The sequence below is a fragment of the Thermodesulfovibrio sp. TK110 genome, from assembly GCF_054658355.1.
In genome coordinates this window covers 1,275,560-1,290,319 of record NZ_BAAHNB010000001.1, presented here as the reverse complement: position 1 = coordinate 1,290,319, position 14,760 = coordinate 1,275,560, and the positions used below count along the sequence as shown (strand labels likewise).

Below are 14,760 nucleotides of genomic sequence, written 5' to 3'. Positions count from 1 at the left end.
GGAGGAGACGATGGGTAAGGCAAAATTTGAGAGGAAGAAGCCGCATGTAAATGTAGGTACAATTGGGCATATTGATCATGGCAAGACCACGCTTACAGCAGCGATAACGAAGTATCTGGAACTGAAGGGATTAGCTCAGTACAAAAGTTATGACCAGATAGACAATGCACCTGAGGAGAAAGCAAGGGGAATAACAATAAACACAGCTCATGTAGAGTATGAGACAGACAGGAGGCATTATGCGCATGTAGACTGTCCTGGGCATGCGGACTACATAAAGAACATGATAACAGGAGCAGCGCAGATGGATGGATCTATACTTGTAGTAGCAGCGAATGATGGACCGATGCCACAGACAAGAGAGCACATACTGCTTGCCAGGCAGGTAGGTGTACCATACATAGTAGTATTCATGAACAAGACAGACATGGTAGATGATCCTGAGTTACTGGACTTAGTAGAGCTTGAAGTGAGGGAGTTACTGAGCAAGTATGGATTTCCTGGGGATGAGATACCGATAATAAGGGGCAGTGCATTGAAGGCATTAGAGAGCAGTAGCAGGGATCCGAATGCAGCTGAGTACAAGCCTATACAGGAACTACTTGATGCACTGGACAGTTACATACCAGAGCCTGAAAGGCCTATAGACAAGCCATTTTTAATGCCCATAGAGGATGTATTTAGCATATCTGGGCGAGGGACAGTAGTGACAGGGAGAGTAGAAAGAGGGATAATAAAAGTAGGGGATGAAGTAGAGATAGTGGGATTAAGGGAGACAAGGAAGACAGTAGCAACTGGAGTAGAGATGTTCAGGAAGATACTTGATGAAGGAAGAGCAGGAGACAACATAGGAGTGTTGTTAAGGGGGATAGGCAAGGATGAAGTAGAGCGTGGTATGGTACTGGCGAAACCTGGGAGCATTACTCCGCATACAAAGTTTAAGGCAGAAGTATATGTATTGACCAAGGAAGAAGGGGGGAGGCATACACCTTTTTTCAATGGTTACAGGCCTCAGTTTTATTTCAGGACAACGGATGTAACAGGAGTGATAAAGCTACCAGAGGGAGTGGAGATGGTAATGCCTGGAGATAATGTGAATCTGACAGTGGAGCTGATAGCGCCGATAGCTATGGAAGAGGGATTGAGGTTTGCAATAAGAGAAGGTGGAAGAACAGTAGGTGCAGGTGTAGTCACAGAGGTGCTGGAGTAAAATGGACCAAAAAATTAGAATAAAATTAAGAGCTTATGATCACAGAGTTCTGGATCAATCTGTTAAGGAAATAGTTGATACAGTTAAAAGAACCGGTGCAAGGATCGCTGGACCTGTGCCATTGCCCACAAAGATAAGCAGATATACGGTTTTAAGGTCAACAAATCAGGATAAAAAATCAAGGGAACAATTTGAAATAAGAGTGCATAAAAGATTAATAGATATACATGATCCCACCCCCGAAACAGTGGAGGCTCTTATGAAATTAGAGCTTTCTGCAGGGGTAGATGTGGAGATAAAGCTATGAAGGGAATCTTAGGTAGAAAAGTAGGAATGACTCAAATATTTGATGAAGAAGGTAGAATTATTCCTGTAACTGTTATAGAAGCAGGACCTTGCTGGGTTGTGCAGGTAAGAACTCCTGAGAAAGATGGGTATGAAGCAGTTCAGCTTGGTTTTAAGGAAATAAGAAAAGAAAAAAATATACCTAAGCCCTTGCTTGGAGTTTTTAAAAAAGCCGGGGTTCCTCCATGTAGAGTCTTAAGGGAATTTAGAATGACAGGATACAGTGTGGGAGATAAAGTTACTGTGGAGATATTCTCAAAAGGTGATGTGGTAAGCGTGAGAGGGACTTCAAAGGGAAAAGGATTTCAGGGTGTTATGAAAAGGCATAACTTTGCAGGTGGTCCTGACAGTCATGGTTCTATGTTTAACAGGGCACCTGGTTCTATTGGTGCAAGTTCCTTTCCTTCAAGAGTATGGAAAGGTAAAAGAATGGCAGGTCATATGGGAAATGAGACAGTTACTGTGAAAAATTTAACAATTGTGGATATTATTCCGGAACAGAATTTAGTTCTTCTGAAAGGTGCTGTTCCGGGCGGTGAAAATGGAATCTTAGAAATATGGAAGGTAGAAGCATGATGGAGATTGAGATAAGAGATATTAATAACAACATAGTTGGTAAAAAAGAAGTTCCAGAAATTGTTTTTAACAATCCAGCCCATGAATCTATTGTTCATACAGTGGTGGTTGCCTATATGGCAAATCAAAGACAGGGCACACATTCTACAAAAACAAGAGCTGAAGTCTCTGGCGGTGGAAGAAAGCCATGGAGACAGAAGCATACAGGAAGGGCAAGGCATGGAAGTATACGCTCACCTTTATGGAGAAAAGGTGGAATAGTATTTGGTCCTAAACCAAAAGACTACTATGTGCAGCTACCAAAGCAGATGAAAGATACAGCTTTATTTAAAGCCTTGACAATGAAATACAGAGATAGTGAGATTTTGTTGGTTGATAATCTATCTCTTGATAGAATAAAGACCAGAGATATGGTAGAAATTTTAAAGAAGTTGCAGCTCAATGGAAAATCTGTTCTTATAGCTCTTGCAGAGAAGGATGAAAAAATACTTCTTTCGGCAAGGAACATTCCATATGTAGGCGTAGTAAGAGCAGAGGATCTTAATGCTTATCATGTGGCAATGTTTGATAAAGTAATATTCACAGTTGCTGGGCTTGATAAGTTGCTCAGCATTAAGGGGGTTTCCTGATGGATATTTACAGTATAATAAGAAAGCCTATTTTTACAGAAAAAGCTTTGAATCTTAAAGAAACTCAGAATAAAGTCATTGTGGAAGTTGATCCAGATGCAAACAAGGTTCAGATTAAGAGGGCTTTTGAGCAAATTTTTAAAGTAAAAGTTGACAGCGTTGATGTTATCAATGTTAAACCTAAATTAAAAAGAGTGGGGCTTCGCTTTACAAAAACCAGGAAGATAAAAAAAGCAATAGTCACCCTGAAACCAGGGGAAAAATTAGATTTGATAGAGGGTGTATAAATGGCTATAAGAAGATGTAAACCAACATCAGCAGGTAGAAGATTTGTAACATATTCTGATTTTAGTGAAATAACAAAGCAAGAGCCTTATAAGCCTTTAACTGTATGCATTAAAAAGAGAAAGGGAAGAAATAATCAGGGTAGAATCACATCATGGCTTAAAGGAGGAGGTAACAGAAAGCTTTATAGAATTATAGATTTTAAAAGGGATAAACACGGTATTCCAGCAACAGTTGTGAGCATTGAATATGATCCAAACAGATCAGCTAGGATAGCTCTTTTGAAGTATGTGGATGGTGAATACAGATACATTCTTGCACCCGATGGATTAAATGTGAGCGATAAAATAATAAGTGGCTCAGGCGTTGATATAAAAGTTGGTAATAGTTTGCCTCTTAAGGAGATCCCCCTTGGGACAATGATACATAATATTGAACTCTATCCTGGTGGAGGAGGAAAACTTGTCAGAAGTGCAGGAACTGCAGCACAACTTATGGCAAAAGAGGGGAAATATGCTCATGTTAAACTACCATCAGGAGAAGTAAGGCTGATAAATGTAAACTGCTTTGCTACCATAGGACAGGTAAGCAACCTTGAACATGAAAATATCATAATTGGAAAAGCAGGCAGAATGAGGCATATGGGAAGAAGACCTTCTGTTAGAGGAGTTGCTATGAATCCTGTGGATCATCCTCTTGGAGGTGGAGAAGGTAAATCCTCTGGAGGAAGACCTGCATGCACACCATGGGGTAAACCTGAAGGAGTTAAAACAAGGAAAAACAAAAGAACTGATAAGTTTATAATAAAGAGGCGGAAGTAAAGGGGGTTAAACGTGCCAAGATCGCTTAAAAAAGGTCCATTTGTTGATGCTAAACTTATGGAAAAGGTAAAAAAAGCAGTCTTAACAGGAGATAAAAAGCCTATAAAGACATGGTCAAGAAGGTCTACAATTATTCCTGAATTTATTGGTCTTACATTTGCAGTTCACAATGGCAAAAAGTTTATTCCTGTATATGTAACTGAAAACATGATCGGACACAAACTTGGAGAATTTGCTCCAACAAGAACTTTTAAAGGGCATGCAGGCTCTGAAGAAAAGAAAAAGGCTAAGGGGAAATAAAAAATGGAAGCAAGGGCTATATTAAGATATGCTCGGATAACTCCAACTAAAGCAAGAAGAGTTATAAATTTAATTCGTGGTAAAAAAGCAGGTGAGGCTTTACTGATGCTGAAATATATGCCTCACAGAGGAGCTAAAATAATTGAAAAAGTTTTAAGATCTGCACTGGCAAATGCTGAGCAGAAAAACCCAAAAATAGATATTGATGCATTAAAAGTAGTTAAGGCTTTTGTGGATCAGGGTCCTATGATGAAAAGGATTGAACATAGAGCTATGGGAAGAGCAAATATTATTAAGAAAAAAACTTCGCATATTACAATATATGTTGGAGTTGAAGAAAATTAAACCGGGGGTGTTGATTTGGGACAGAAAACAAATCCAATAGGTAACAGGCTGGGAATAATAAGAACATGGGAAAGTAGATGGTTTGCTAAAAAAAGATATGCTGATCAGTTAATAGAGGATCTGAAGCTTAGAAAAATGTTAAAAGAAAAGCTTTATCATGCTGGAATATCCAGAATTGAGATAGAGAGAGTTGGAGAAAAAATAAAGGTTTTAATATTTGCAGCCAGACCCGGGATAATCATAGGTAAAAAAGGTGCAGAAGTGGACAAACTAAAAAAAGAAGTTGAAGCAATAACTCATAAACAGGCACATGTTGATGTACAGGAAGTAAGACGACCAGAGCTTGATGCACAGCTTGTTGCTGAAAACATAGCTCTTCAGATAGAAAAAAGAGTTGCCTACAGAAGAGCAATGAAAAGAGCTGTAGCCTCTTCAATGAGGTTTGGTGCTAAGGGTATTAAGGTATCCTGCGCAGGAAGATTGGCAGGAGCAGAAATAGCACGAACTGAATGGTATAGAGAAGGAAGAGTTCCTTTAAGCACTTTCAGAGCAGATATTGATTACGGTTTTGCAGAGGCAAGAACTACCTATGGAGTGATTGGTGTAAAGGTATGGATTTTTAAAGGTGAAGTTCAACCAGGGCAATATATAAACTTATAATTTAGAAACAGAGAGGAATAAATTATGTTAGCTCCAAAGAAAGTGAAATTTCGTAAGATGCAAAAAGGCAGAATGAAGGGAATTGCCTACAGAGGCAGTACAATATCCTTTGGTGAATATGGACTTAAGGCTTTAGAGCCAGCATGGATTACAGCAAGGCAGATTGAAGCAGCAAGAGTTGCCATAATGAGGCATGCTAAAAAAGGCTGTAAGCTCTGGATAAGAATTTTCCCTGATAAGCCAGTTACTCGTAAACCTGCTGAAACCAGAATGGGTAAAGGAAAGGGTAACCCTGAATTCTGGGTTGCAGTGGTTAAACCAGGCAGAATTCTTTTTGAACTATCAGGAGTTTCAGAGGAAATTGCAAAGGAAGCTTTTGAACTGGCATCCCATAAACTACCAGTGAAGACGAAATTTGTAAAAAGGCAGGAGAGTTTTGTATGAAGATTGTAGAGCTTAGAAATTTTTCAATAGAAGAGTTAAAGAAAAAAGAGCAGGAGTTACGCAAGGAGTTGTTTAATTTAAGATTTCAACTTGCCAAAGGTGAACTTCAGAATGTAAAAAGAATTAGGGCAGTAAAGAAAGACATTGCAAGAATTTTAACTATTATTACAGAGAAACAAAGAGGAATAAGGAGTTAGTGATATGCCGAAAAAGATATTAAAAGGCACAGTTGTAAGCGATAAAATGGATAAAACAGTGGTGGTTTCTGTGGAAAGAATTTTTCAGCATCCTCTTTACAAAAAAACTATTAAAACAAAAAAGAAGTATAAAGCCCATGATGAAGAGAATAAGTGCAAACTTGGAGATATGGTGGAAATAATTGAAAGCAGGCCTATAAGCAAAACAAAAAGATGGAGGATCTTAAGAATTATTAAGGAGGGTGATACTCAATGATTCAGCCAAGAAGTATTCTTGAGGTTGCTGATAATTCTGGTGCAAAAAGAGTGCAGTGCATAAGAGTTCTTGGAGGTTCAAATAGAAAATATGCAAGCTTAGGAGATGTTATTGTTGTTAGTGTTAAAGAAGCCTTACCAGATAGTAATATAAAAAAAGGTTCTGTGGTGAAAGCTGTTATTGTTAGATTGCGCAGATCTGTCAGGAGACCTGATGGTTCTTATATAAGGTTTGATCAGAATGCTGTTGTGCTGGTAAATAATCAACTTGAACCAATTGGTACAAGAATATTTGGGCCTGTGGCAAGGGAACTGAGATGGAAAGAGTTTACAAAAATAGTATCTCTTGCTCCAGAAGTTATTTAGGTGGAGGAGGAAAGTGAGTTTAAGGATTAAAAAAGGAGATACTGTTTTAGTTTTATCAGGAAAAGATAAGGATAAAAAGGGAAGAGTTCTAAGGGTTATTCCCAGGGATGAAAAAGTTGTAGTAGAGGGAGTTAATATTGTCAAAAAGCATCAAAAACCTTCGCGCAAATATCCACAGGGTGGAATTATTGAAAGAGAGCATCCTATTCATATATCAAAGGCAATGCTCATCTGCCCAAAGTGTGATAAACCTACGCGGATAGGTGCGAGAATCTTAGAAGATGGTAGAAAGGTGAGGATTTGCAAGAAGTGTAAGGAGGTTATTGACTGATGAATGCTGAAGTTAAAAAATATATTCCTCGTCTCAAAGAAAAATATGACAGAGAAATCGTTCCAGCATTAATGAAAAAGTTTAATTATAAAAATGTGATGCAAGTACCACGCCTTGATAAAATAGTTGTGCATGTTACCTTAGGAGAAGCAATTCAGAATATAAAGCTTCTTGATGCTGCTGAAAAACAGCTTGCCATGATAACAGGACAGAAACCTGTTATAACAAAGGCTAAAAGAGCACTGGCAGCTTTTAAACTTAAAAAGGGTATGCCTATAGGCTGTAAGGTTACATTAAGAAGAGACAGAATGTATGAATTTTTAGATAGATTAATTTCCCTTTCTTTACCAAGAATAAGGGATTTCAGAGGAATTTCACCGAAGTCTTTTGATGGCAGAGGAAATTATTCCTTTGGAATTAAAGAGCAGTTCATATTTCCTGAAATAGATTATGATAAAGTTGAAATGATACACGGACTTGATATAACCATATGTACAACAGCTAAGTCCGATGAAGAGGCTTTAGCATTATTGAAAGCCTTTGGAATGCCAATAAGATAAGGAGGAGCTGTGGCAAGGAAGAGTAAAATAGAAAGAGCAAATTATCCACCAAAATTTAAGGTGAGAGTGAGAAATCGTTGTAAAATATGCGGCAGACCAAGAGGATACTTGAGAGACTTTGGGCTATGTAGAATTTGCTTCAGATTTTTAGCCAACTCAGGGAAAATCCCTGGAGTTGTAAAAGCAAGCTGGTAAGAGGTGGTAATTATGATGACAGATCCAATTGCAGACATGCTAACTCGGATTAGAAATGCAATAAAAGTAAAGGCAGATAAAGTTGATATTCCTGCTTCAAGAATGAAGATTGAAATCTCAAAGATACTTAAGGAGGAAGGCTTCATCAAATCTTACAAGATTGTAAAAGATAAAAAGCAGGGTATCATAAGAATAAATTTGAAATATACACCAGAAGGTGATTCAGTGATTACAAATCTTCAGAGAATCAGTAAACCTGGTAGAAGAGTATATGTCAGTAAAGATGAAGTTCCTCATGTCATGGGAGGACTTGGTATAGCTATATTGACCACATCTCAGGGTGTTATGACTGATAAAGAGTGCCGACATAGAGGAGTCGGTGGAGAAGTAATATGTTATGTATGGTAAGAGGTGAAAGGATGTCAAGAATAGGAAGAAAGCCAATTCAGATGCCAGAAGGAGTGAGTGTAGCAGTAGAAAATAGAAAAATCATTGTTAAAGGTCCAAAAGGACAGTTAAGCTATGAACTACCTGAGGGGATAGGAGTAACCTTAGACAGTAAAGCTGTAACTATTACAAGAGATTCTGATATTGCTAAACAAAAAGCCATGCATGGACTTGTAAGAAGCTTGATATCAAATATGGTTACAGGAGTTTCTCAGGGATTTACAAAGACTCTTCAGATCTATGGTGTGGGTTACAGGGCTCAGGTAAGTGGAAATAAACTTATACTTCATGTAGGATATTCTCATCCAGTGGAGTTTCCTCTTCCAGAGGGGATTAAAGCTACTGTTGATGAGAAACAAACAACTATTACACTGTATGGAATAGACAAACAGCTTGTTGGACAGGTAGCTGCTAACATAAGGGCTATCAGACCTCCAGATGCTTACAAAGGCAAAGGAATTAGATATGCTGATGAAGTTTTAAAATTAAAACCTGGAAAGACTGGAAAGAAATAAGGAGGTTCAGCATTGCGAGATAAAACTGAATTAAGAGAAAGAAGACGCAGAAGAATCAGAAAAAAGGTTTTTGGCACTCCTCAGAGACCAAGACTTTGTGTATTTAGAAGTCTCAATCATATATATGCACAAATTATTGATGATACAAAGGGACATACACTTGTATCTGCTTCAACTATTGATAAAGAATTAAGAGATTTACCAGGTCATAAGGGTAATAAAGAATTTGCTGCAAAGGTAGGAGAACTGATTGCAGAAAGAGCTCTTAAGGCTGGTATAACAAAAGTTGTTTTTGACAGAGCAGGCTATAAATATCATGGATGTGTTAAAGCTCTTGCAGATGCTGCAAGACAGAAGGGATTACAATTTTAGGGAGGAGTAATGAAGCAGGAGAGAATAAATGCTCAGGAACTGAATTTAAAGGACAAAGTAGTCTACATAAATAGAGTTGCTAAGGTTGTAAAAGGTGGCAGACGATTTTCTTTCAGTGCTCTGGTTGTGGTGGGTAATGAAGCAGGTATTGTTGGAGTTGGTAAAGGGAAAGCAGCAGAAGTTCCTGATGCAATAAGAAAGGCAATAGATAAAGCTAAAAAAAATCTTATAAGTTTTCCCTTGAAAGATACTACAATTCCACATCGTGTGGAATACAAATATGGTGCTACAAAGATTGTAATAAACCCTGCTCCAAAAGGAACTGGTATAATAGCTGGCGGTCCTGCAAGAGCGGTTTTTGAAGTTGCAGGAGTTCAAGATGTAGTTGCAAAAGTTCTTGGAAGTCATAATCCTTTTAATTCAGTTAAGGCAACAATAGGAGCATTAAGCAGTTTAAAAGAGCCTTCTTCAGTGGTAAAACTCAGAGTAAAGCCTTCTGAAATAGAAGTCCCTGAAGAAAATCAAGCAGTTGAGGAGGAAAAAGTTTTATGAAAATAAATGATTTAAAACCAGCTCCTGGAAGCAAAAAAAGAGAAAAAAGAATTGGAAGAGGACTGGGTTCTGGACATGGCAGATACTCAACAAAGGGAATTAAAGGACAGAAATCCCGTTCTGGAGGTGCTAAAGGAGCAGGATTTGAAGGCGGACAGATGCCACTTCAAAGGAGAGTTCCCAAAAGAGGTTTTTCCAATGCACCTTTTCGGAGAGAGTATGCAATAGTAAATCTTAGAGATTTAAATAAAATTATTGATGAAGTTGATGTTATCACTCCAGAGATTCTTTTACAGAAAGGTGTTTTGAAAAGATTAAAAGATGGATTGAAAATTCTTGGAAATGGTGAAATAAAAAAGCCTGTCACAATTAAAGCTCATGCTATAAGCAAAACAGCTCTTCAAAAAATTGAATCAATTGGTGGCAAAGTAGAGGTCATATAGTGGGACTTATAACAGCCTTCAGAAACATTCTCAAGATACCAGAATTAAGGGCAAGAGTTTTATTTACTCTTGCCATGCTTGCTGTATTCAGAATTGGAGCTCATATCCCAACACCAGGCATAGATGGTGAAGCATTGAGCAAGTTTTTGCTTGAGCGCGGTGGAGCTGTTATGGGCTTTTTTGATATTTTTACAGGCGGAGCACTTTCTAAGGTTACCATATTTGCTCTCGGTGTAATGCCTTATATCAGTGCATCAATTATTTTTCAGCTTTTGACTGTTGTTATTCCTTCTTTGGCAAAACTTGCAAAAGAAGGAGAGGAAGGCAGAAAAAAGATAACAAGATATACAAGATACGCAACAATTGTAATTGCTGCAATTCAGGGATTTGGCATAGCTATTGGACTTGAAGGTATGGGTGGTGGGCAGTTTATTCAAGAGCCAGGATGGTCATTTAGACTTGTAACAATGATTACTCTTACAGCAGGAACAGCCTTTCTTATGTGGCTTGGAGAGCAGATAACAGAAAAAGGAATAGGTAATGGTATCTCTTTAATAATATTTGCAGGAATTGTTGCCAGATTTCCCAATGCCTGTTTTTATACATATAATCTTGTCAGAACAGGTGAATTATCAATATTTTTTGTTTTAATTCTAATTGTTGTTATGGTCGGAGTTGTGGCAGGAATTATATTTATTGAAAGAGGACAAAGAAGAATTCCCATTCAATATGCAAAAAGAGTTGTTGGAAGAAAGATGTATGGTGGATATACCACATATCTTCCATTGAAGATTAATTCAGCAGGAGTTATTCCACCGATTTTTGCTTCTTCAGTATTGATGTTTCCTGCTACTGTAGCAGGATTTATAGCTGTTCCATGGGTTCAAGCACTGGCAAAACAGCTTTCTCCAGGAAGTTTTCTTCATATCATACTTTATGTTGGGTTGATAATCTTTTTCACATATTTTTACACAGCTGTAATTTACAATCCAGTGGAAATTGCTGAAAACCTTCAGAAAAATGGAGGATATATTACAGGAGTAAGACCAGGGCAGAAAACATCTGAGTATATTTATCGTGTGCTTTCACGCCTTACTTTCATTGGTGCTCTTTATCTGAGTGCTGTTTGTGTTTTACCTGAGATTCTTATTGCTAAATTTAAAGTTCCCTTTTATTTTGGAGGGACTTCACTTCTCATTGCTGTTGGTGTAGCTCTTGATACAGTTTCTCAAATTGAAACTCACATGATAAGCAGATCCTATGAAGGATTCTTCAAAAGATTCAGAATAAAGGGCAGGAAGGACTAATCAAGGAGTGATTATAATAAAAAGCCCTGAAGAACTACAAAAAATGCGGAAATCCTGCCGGATAGTGGCAACAGTTCTTGATGAGCTTAAAACATATATTAAAGAAGGATTGACAACAAAGCATATAGAGCAATTTATTGAAAATTTGATAATTAAGATGGGAGGAATTCCTGCATTTAAAGGTTACAGAGGTTATCCTGCCAGTGCTTGTATTTCAATAAATGAGCAGGTTGTTCATGGAATACCATCAGAAAAAGTTTTTGTTAAAGAAGGAGATATCATAAGCGTTGATGTAGGAGTTTTGTGTGAAAGCTTTTATGGTGATGCTGCATATACCTATCCTGTTGGCAGGATTTCAGAGGAGGCTCAGAAACTACTTAAAATTACAGAAGAAGCATTATATAAAGGAATTGCTGAAGCAATTCCTGGCAAAAGAATTGGTGATATATCTAATGCTATACAGATGCATGTTGAATCTAATGGATTTTCAGTTGTGCGAGCCTTTGTAGGTCATGGGATAGGAAGGTCTCTTCATGAAGAGCCTCAGATTCCAAATTTTGGCGCAAAAGGAGTTGGTCCAAAACTGAAAAAAGGTATGACTCTTGCTATTGAACCAATGGTCAATGCAGGGACATATGAAGTAGAAATTCTTTCAGATGGCTGGACAGCTGTTACCAAAGATGGTTCTCTTTCTGCTCACTTTGAGCATACTATTGCAATTACTGAAGGTGAACCAGAAATCTTGACTAAACTATAAAAATATAGATATATTAACAAGTTATATGCCGAAAGAAGAACATATAGAAATGCAAGGAATCATTGAGGAAGCTTTACCTAATGCTATGTTCAGGGTAAGGCTTGAAAATGGCCATGTTATACTTGCTTATGTTTCTGGGAAAATGAGAATGCATTTTATAAAAATTTTACCAGGCGATAAAGTCCTGGTTGAAATATCTCCCTATGACCTTACCAAAGGTAGAATAATTTATAGATTTAAATAGGAGGTGTCAATTGAAAGTAAGAGCCTCAGTAAAAAAGATTTGTTCAAAGTGTAAGATAATTAAAAGAAAAGGAGTTATTAGAGTTATCTGTGAAAATCCAAAGCATAAACAAAGACAGGGATAAGAAAGGAGCGTAATATGGCAAGAATAGCAGGCGTTGATATACCAAAAAATGAAAGGGTTGAAATCGGATTAACAAGAATTTTCGGCATAGGCAGAAGCTTGTCAAATAAAATATTGAAAGAAACAGGAGTGGATCCTGACAAAAGAGTAAAAGACCTTACAGATGAAGAAATAGTAAAAATCAGAGGTGAGATAGAGAGAAACTACAAGGTTGAAGGTGAGCTCAGAAAAGAAATATCCATGAATATAAAAAGATTAATGGATATAGGCTGTTATAGAGGACTGAGACATATGGCTAATTTGCCTGTAAGGGGACAGAGGACACGCACAAATGCAAGAACTCGCAAAGGTCCAAGAAGAAAGATTATGAAGAAAAAATAAAAAATTAAAGGAGGTTATATAAATTAATGGCACAGAAAAGAAAAGGTATAAAAAAAGTTAAAAAGAATGTTCCATATGGAGTGGCTCATGTTCAGACGAGTTTTAATAATACAATAATAACAATCACAGATCCAAACGGTAATGTTGTAGCATGGGCTTCTGCAGGTAGTTGTGGCTTTAAGGGTTCAAGAAAAGGAACTCCTTATGCAGCTCAGATAGCAGCAGAGACAGTCGCAAAGAGAGCTATAGAGATGGGAATGAAGCAGATAGATGTTTTAATTAAGGGTCCTGGAGCAGGAAGAGAAACAGCAATAAGAGCACTACAGGCAGCAGGGCTTGAAATTAACTTAATTAAAGATGTAACCCCTGTGCCTCATAATGGGTGCAGACCTCCAAAAAGAAGGAGGGTTTAAAAATGGCAAGATATACAGGTCCTCTTTGTAGACTTTGCAGAAGAGAAGGTATGAAGCTATTTCTAAAAGGTACACGATGCTATACAGAAAAATGTGCCTTTGAAAGAAGAAAATATCCTCCTGGGCAACACGGACATAACAGAGGTAAACTGTCAGATTATGGATTACAGTTGAGAGAAAAACAGAAAGTCAAGAGAATTTATGGTGTTATGGAAAGGCAGTTTAAGAACTACTTTGAAAAAGCCACTAAAATGAAGGGTGTTACTGGTGAAAATCTATTGAAACTTCTTGAAAGAAGACTTGATAATGTGGTTTACAGGATGGGATTTGCTTTAAACAGAAGACAGGCAAGGCAGTTAGTAAACCATGGATATTTTATAGTTAATGGCAGAAAAGTTGATATTCCCTCTTATTTGGTAAGACCTGGAGATATAATTGAAATCATTCAGTCAGGTAAAGAATTAGAGATAATCAAAGAAAGCCTTGCTTTAGCTGAGCAGAGAGGATTCCCTGAATGGGTGGAAGTGAATATTGAAGAAATGAAAGGCAAATTTGTGAGACTTCCAGAAAGAGATGAAATACAGCTTCCAGTGCAGGAACAGTTAATTGTAGAGTTTTATTCAAAATAATTTACATAAAAATTGGGAGGCAGTAAATGAATTTATATAAAGAATTTCAAATGCCCAAAAAAGTTGCATTTGAGCAGGAAACTTTGACCAATACATATGGAAAGCTTATAATAGAGCCCCTTGAAAGAGGATATGGAATAACACTGGGCAATTCATTAAGAAGAGTGTTGCTTTCTTCTTTGGAAGGAGCAGCAGTTTATGCCATAAGAATAAATGGTGTTCTACATGAGTTTAGCTCAATAAAAGGGGTAAAGGAAGACATATTAGATATTGTTTTAAATGTTAAAAAATTAAGATTTAAATACTATTCTCAGAGTGCTGATAAAAAAATAGCTACCCTTAATGTAAAAGGACCAGCTGAAGTTACTGCAGAAGCTATTCAAACAGATGGAACATATGAAGTTTTGAATAAATCCCAATATATTTGTTCCCTTGACCAGGATGCTTCACTGGAGATGACTCTTTATTTGAGTAGAGGCAGGGGATATGTTCCTTCAGAGATAATTAAAGATGAGGATTTGCCTGTAGATGCGATTACTGTTGATGCTATATTCAGCCCCATTAAAAAAGTCAATTTTAGAGTGGAAAAGACCAGAGTTGGAGAACTTACAGATTATGATAGATTGATTTTAGAGATATGGACTGATGGAAGTATAACTCCTGAGAGAGCAATCAGCGAGGCATCTAACATATTGATCAAACATTTTGAGTATCTAATTTTTTTCAAAGAATCTGAAATTCAAAATGAACAGTCAGAAGAGGATGTTACTGATATAGAAGAAAGTTTAACATTTGATACACTAAATGAAAATATTTTTAAACCAATTGAAGATCTTGAATTATCTGTGAGAGCGTATAATTGTTTAAAGAGCGCAGGAATAAACACTATTGCTGAACTTGTTCAGAAGAATGAAAATGAGTTGTTAAAAACAAAAAACTTTGGTAAGCGCTCACTGGAGGAAATAAAGGAAGTATTGAGCAAATTAGGTTTAAAGCTGGGAATGAGAATAAATCAAGATTTACTTGAAAAATTTAAGGAAAAAGCTCAGAGGGGGTAA

Annotated in this window: 29 protein-coding genes; all 29 read left to right on the top strand. The window is 37.2% G+C overall.

Annotated elements, in window-relative coordinates:
* The first annotated feature begins 10 nt into the window (after positions 1 to 10).
* The 29 genes from tuf to ACYQ3X_RS06660 are packed head-to-tail and all read left to right on the top strand — an operon-like array spanning position 11 to position 14,760.
* On the top strand, positions 11 to 1,210 hold the full coding sequence (tuf, locus tag ACYQ3X_RS06800) for an elongation factor Tu (protein WP_460180925.1): 1,200 nt from the start codon (positions 11 to 13) through the stop codon (positions 1,208 to 1,210).
* A gap of 1 nt (position 1,211) precedes the next feature.
* Positions 1,212 to 1,517 carry a 30S ribosomal protein S10 gene (gene rpsJ / locus ACYQ3X_RS06795; RefSeq protein WP_460181051.1) on the top strand — a complete coding sequence of 102 codons (306 nt, stop codon included), beginning with the start codon at positions 1,212 to 1,214 and terminating at the stop codon, positions 1,515 to 1,517.
* Positions 1,514 to 2,131, top strand: a complete 618-nt coding sequence (gene rplC, locus ACYQ3X_RS06790) for a 50S ribosomal protein L3 (protein ID WP_460181050.1) — start codon at positions 1,514 to 1,516, stop codon at positions 2,129 to 2,131. The genes rpsJ and rplC overlap by 4 nt, the downstream gene beginning before the upstream one ends.
* A complete protein-coding gene (gene rplD / locus ACYQ3X_RS06785; RefSeq protein ID WP_460181049.1) occupies positions 2,128 to 2,760 on the top strand; it encodes a 50S ribosomal protein L4 in 633 nt (210 codons plus the stop codon). The genes rplC and rplD overlap by 4 nt, the downstream gene beginning before the upstream one ends.
* Positions 2,760 to 3,047 (top strand): 50S ribosomal protein L23, encoded by a 288-nt coding sequence (gene rplW, locus ACYQ3X_RS06780; protein WP_460181048.1) that lies wholly within the window; start codon positions 2,760 to 2,762, stop codon positions 3,045 to 3,047. Before rplD ends, rplW begins: the two co-directional genes overlap by 1 nt.
* Entirely contained in the window at positions 3,048 to 3,866 is an 819-nt protein-coding gene (rplB, locus tag ACYQ3X_RS06775; protein ID WP_460181047.1) for a 50S ribosomal protein L2, read from the top strand. It abuts the gene before it with no gap.
* A gap of 12 nt (positions 3,867 to 3,878) precedes the next feature.
* Entirely contained in the window at positions 3,879 to 4,166 is a 288-nt protein-coding gene (rpsS, locus tag ACYQ3X_RS06770) for a 30S ribosomal protein S19 (protein ID WP_460181046.1), read from the top strand.
* Positions 4,167 to 4,169: 3 nt separating this feature from the next.
* Complete coding sequence (gene rplV / locus ACYQ3X_RS06765; protein WP_460181045.1) at positions 4,170 to 4,511, top strand: 50S ribosomal protein L22; 342 nt, start codon at positions 4,170 to 4,172, stop codon at positions 4,509 to 4,511.
* 15 nt (positions 4,512 to 4,526) lie between these two features.
* A complete protein-coding gene (rpsC, locus tag ACYQ3X_RS06760) occupies positions 4,527 to 5,171 on the top strand; it encodes a 30S ribosomal protein S3 (RefSeq protein ID WP_460181044.1) in 645 nt (214 codons plus the stop codon).
* Between the two features lie 24 nt (positions 5,172 to 5,195).
* A complete protein-coding gene (gene rplP, locus ACYQ3X_RS06755) occupies positions 5,196 to 5,615 on the top strand; it encodes a 50S ribosomal protein L16 (RefSeq protein WP_460181043.1) in 420 nt (139 codons plus the stop codon).
* On the top strand, positions 5,612 to 5,812 hold the full coding sequence (gene rpmC, locus ACYQ3X_RS06750) for a 50S ribosomal protein L29 (protein WP_460181042.1): 201 nt from the start codon (positions 5,612 to 5,614) through the stop codon (positions 5,810 to 5,812). The genes rplP and rpmC overlap by 4 nt, the downstream gene beginning before the upstream one ends.
* A gap of 4 nt (positions 5,813 to 5,816) precedes the next feature.
* Complete coding sequence (rpsQ, locus tag ACYQ3X_RS06745) at positions 5,817 to 6,068, top strand: 30S ribosomal protein S17 (protein ID WP_460181041.1); 252 nt, start codon at positions 5,817 to 5,819, stop codon at positions 6,066 to 6,068.
* Positions 6,065 to 6,433: a 50S ribosomal protein L14 gene (rplN, locus tag ACYQ3X_RS06740; RefSeq protein WP_460181040.1), complete on the top strand. Its 369-nt coding sequence runs from the start codon at positions 6,065 to 6,067 to the stop codon at positions 6,431 to 6,433. The genes rpsQ and rplN overlap by 4 nt, the downstream gene beginning before the upstream one ends.
* A 13-nt stretch (positions 6,434 to 6,446) precedes the next feature.
* Entirely contained in the window at positions 6,447 to 6,764 is a 318-nt protein-coding gene (gene rplX, locus ACYQ3X_RS06735; RefSeq protein WP_460181039.1) for a 50S ribosomal protein L24, read from the top strand.
* Positions 6,764 to 7,324, top strand: a complete 561-nt coding sequence (gene rplE, locus ACYQ3X_RS06730; RefSeq protein ID WP_460181038.1) for a 50S ribosomal protein L5 — start codon at positions 6,764 to 6,766, stop codon at positions 7,322 to 7,324. The genes rplX and rplE overlap by 1 nt, the downstream gene beginning before the upstream one ends.
* A 9-nt stretch (positions 7,325 to 7,333) precedes the next feature.
* Positions 7,334 to 7,519: a type Z 30S ribosomal protein S14 gene (locus ACYQ3X_RS06725; RefSeq protein WP_460181037.1), complete on the top strand. Its 186-nt coding sequence runs from the start codon at positions 7,334 to 7,336 to the stop codon at positions 7,517 to 7,519.
* A gap of 12 nt (positions 7,520 to 7,531) precedes the next feature.
* The gene (rpsH, locus tag ACYQ3X_RS06720; RefSeq protein WP_460181036.1) at positions 7,532 to 7,927 is read left to right on the top strand and encodes a 30S ribosomal protein S8; all 396 of its coding nucleotides are present in this window, start codon (positions 7,532 to 7,534) and stop codon (positions 7,925 to 7,927) included.
* A gap of 11 nt (positions 7,928 to 7,938) precedes the next feature.
* On the top strand, positions 7,939 to 8,481 hold the full coding sequence (gene rplF, locus ACYQ3X_RS06715) for a 50S ribosomal protein L6 (protein WP_460181700.1): 543 nt from the start codon (positions 7,939 to 7,941) through the stop codon (positions 8,479 to 8,481).
* A gap of 12 nt (positions 8,482 to 8,493) precedes the next feature.
* On the top strand, positions 8,494 to 8,853 hold the full coding sequence (gene rplR, locus ACYQ3X_RS06710; RefSeq protein WP_460181035.1) for a 50S ribosomal protein L18: 360 nt from the start codon (positions 8,494 to 8,496) through the stop codon (positions 8,851 to 8,853).
* Between the two features lie 9 nt (positions 8,854 to 8,862).
* A complete protein-coding gene (gene rpsE, locus ACYQ3X_RS06705) occupies positions 8,863 to 9,405 on the top strand; it encodes a 30S ribosomal protein S5 (RefSeq protein WP_460181034.1) in 543 nt (180 codons plus the stop codon).
* Complete coding sequence (rplO, locus tag ACYQ3X_RS06700; RefSeq protein ID WP_460181033.1) at positions 9,402 to 9,848, top strand: 50S ribosomal protein L15; 447 nt, start codon at positions 9,402 to 9,404, stop codon at positions 9,846 to 9,848. The genes rpsE and rplO overlap by 4 nt, the downstream gene beginning before the upstream one ends.
* Entirely contained in the window at positions 9,848 to 11,155 is a 1,308-nt protein-coding gene (gene secY / locus ACYQ3X_RS06695) for a preprotein translocase subunit SecY (RefSeq protein ID WP_460181032.1), read from the top strand. Before rplO ends, secY begins: the two co-directional genes overlap by 1 nt.
* Before the next feature lie 7 nt (positions 11,156 to 11,162).
* A complete protein-coding gene (gene map, locus ACYQ3X_RS06690; RefSeq protein ID WP_460181031.1) occupies positions 11,163 to 11,912 on the top strand; it encodes a type I methionyl aminopeptidase in 750 nt (249 codons plus the stop codon).
* A gap of 25 nt (positions 11,913 to 11,937) precedes the next feature.
* Entirely contained in the window at positions 11,938 to 12,156 is a 219-nt protein-coding gene (gene infA / locus ACYQ3X_RS06685) for a translation initiation factor IF-1 (protein WP_460181030.1), read from the top strand.
* 10 nt (positions 12,157 to 12,166) lie between these two features.
* Positions 12,167 to 12,280 (top strand): 50S ribosomal protein L36, encoded by a 114-nt coding sequence (gene rpmJ, locus ACYQ3X_RS06680; protein ID WP_353684018.1) that lies wholly within the window; start codon positions 12,167 to 12,169, stop codon positions 12,278 to 12,280.
* A gap of 14 nt (positions 12,281 to 12,294) precedes the next feature.
* Entirely contained in the window at positions 12,295 to 12,660 is a 366-nt protein-coding gene (gene rpsM, locus ACYQ3X_RS06675; protein ID WP_460181029.1) for a 30S ribosomal protein S13, read from the top strand.
* A 26-nt stretch (positions 12,661 to 12,686) separates the two neighbouring features.
* Entirely contained in the window at positions 12,687 to 13,073 is a 387-nt protein-coding gene (gene rpsK / locus ACYQ3X_RS06670; RefSeq protein ID WP_460181028.1) for a 30S ribosomal protein S11, read from the top strand.
* A 2-nt stretch (positions 13,074 to 13,075) separates the two neighbouring features.
* Positions 13,076 to 13,702, top strand: a complete 627-nt coding sequence (gene rpsD / locus ACYQ3X_RS06665; protein ID WP_460181027.1) for a 30S ribosomal protein S4 — start codon at positions 13,076 to 13,078, stop codon at positions 13,700 to 13,702.
* Between the two features lie 26 nt (positions 13,703 to 13,728).
* The gene (locus ACYQ3X_RS06660) at positions 13,729 to 14,760 is read left to right on the top strand and encodes a DNA-directed RNA polymerase subunit alpha (protein WP_460181026.1); all 1,032 of its coding nucleotides are present in this window, start codon (positions 13,729 to 13,731) and stop codon (positions 14,758 to 14,760) included.

Bases quoted from the DNA above. Each gene is read 5' to 3' on its own strand.
- rplC (WP_460181050.1), top strand. From the start codon at position 1,514: ATGAAGGGAATCTTAGGTAGAAAAGTAGGAATGACTCAAATATTTGAT.
- rplF (WP_460181700.1), top strand. From the start codon at position 7,939: ATGTCAAGAATAGGAAGAAAGCCAATTCAGATGCCAGAAGGAGTGAGT.
- rpsD (WP_460181027.1), top strand. From the start codon at position 13,076: ATGGCAAGATATACAGGTCCTCTTTGTAGACTTTGCAGAAGAGAAGGT.
- rpsK (WP_460181028.1), top strand. From the start codon at position 12,687: ATGGCACAGAAAAGAAAAGGTATAAAAAAAGTTAAAAAGAATGTTCCA.
- infA (WP_460181030.1), top strand. From the start codon at position 11,938: ATGCCGAAAGAAGAACATATAGAAATGCAAGGAATCATTGAGGAAGCT.
- rpsJ (WP_460181051.1), top strand. From the start codon at position 1,212: ATGGACCAAAAAATTAGAATAAAATTAAGAGCTTATGATCACAGAGTT.
- rplO (WP_460181033.1), top strand. From the start codon at position 9,402: ATGAAAATAAATGATTTAAAACCAGCTCCTGGAAGCAAAAAAAGAGAA.
- rplB (WP_460181047.1), top strand. From the start codon at position 3,048: ATGGCTATAAGAAGATGTAAACCAACATCAGCAGGTAGAAGATTTGTA.
- rplP (WP_460181043.1), top strand. From the start codon at position 5,196: ATGTTAGCTCCAAAGAAAGTGAAATTTCGTAAGATGCAAAAAGGCAGA.
- rpsM (WP_460181029.1), top strand. From the start codon at position 12,295: ATGGCAAGAATAGCAGGCGTTGATATACCAAAAAATGAAAGGGTTGAA.
- rplE (WP_460181038.1), top strand. From the start codon at position 6,764: ATGAATGCTGAAGTTAAAAAATATATTCCTCGTCTCAAAGAAAAATAT.
- rpsQ (WP_460181041.1), top strand. From the start codon at position 5,817: ATGCCGAAAAAGATATTAAAAGGCACAGTTGTAAGCGATAAAATGGAT.
- rplW (WP_460181048.1), top strand. From the start codon at position 2,760: ATGGATATTTACAGTATAATAAGAAAGCCTATTTTTACAGAAAAAGCT.
- rpsE (WP_460181034.1), top strand. From the start codon at position 8,863: ATGAAGCAGGAGAGAATAAATGCTCAGGAACTGAATTTAAAGGACAAA.
- tuf (WP_460180925.1), top strand. From the start codon at position 11: ATGGGTAAGGCAAAATTTGAGAGGAAGAAGCCGCATGTAAATGTAGGT.
- rpmC (WP_460181042.1), top strand. From the start codon at position 5,612: ATGAAGATTGTAGAGCTTAGAAATTTTTCAATAGAAGAGTTAAAGAAA.
- rplV (WP_460181045.1), top strand. From the start codon at position 4,170: ATGGAAGCAAGGGCTATATTAAGATATGCTCGGATAACTCCAACTAAA.
- rplN (WP_460181040.1), top strand. From the start codon at position 6,065: ATGATTCAGCCAAGAAGTATTCTTGAGGTTGCTGATAATTCTGGTGCA.
- rpsH (WP_460181036.1), top strand. From the start codon at position 7,532: ATGATGACAGATCCAATTGCAGACATGCTAACTCGGATTAGAAATGCA.
- ACYQ3X_RS06660 (WP_460181026.1), top strand. From the start codon at position 13,729: ATGAATTTATATAAAGAATTTCAAATGCCCAAAAAAGTTGCATTTGAG.
- rplD (WP_460181049.1), top strand. From the start codon at position 2,128: ATGATGGAGATTGAGATAAGAGATATTAATAACAACATAGTTGGTAAA.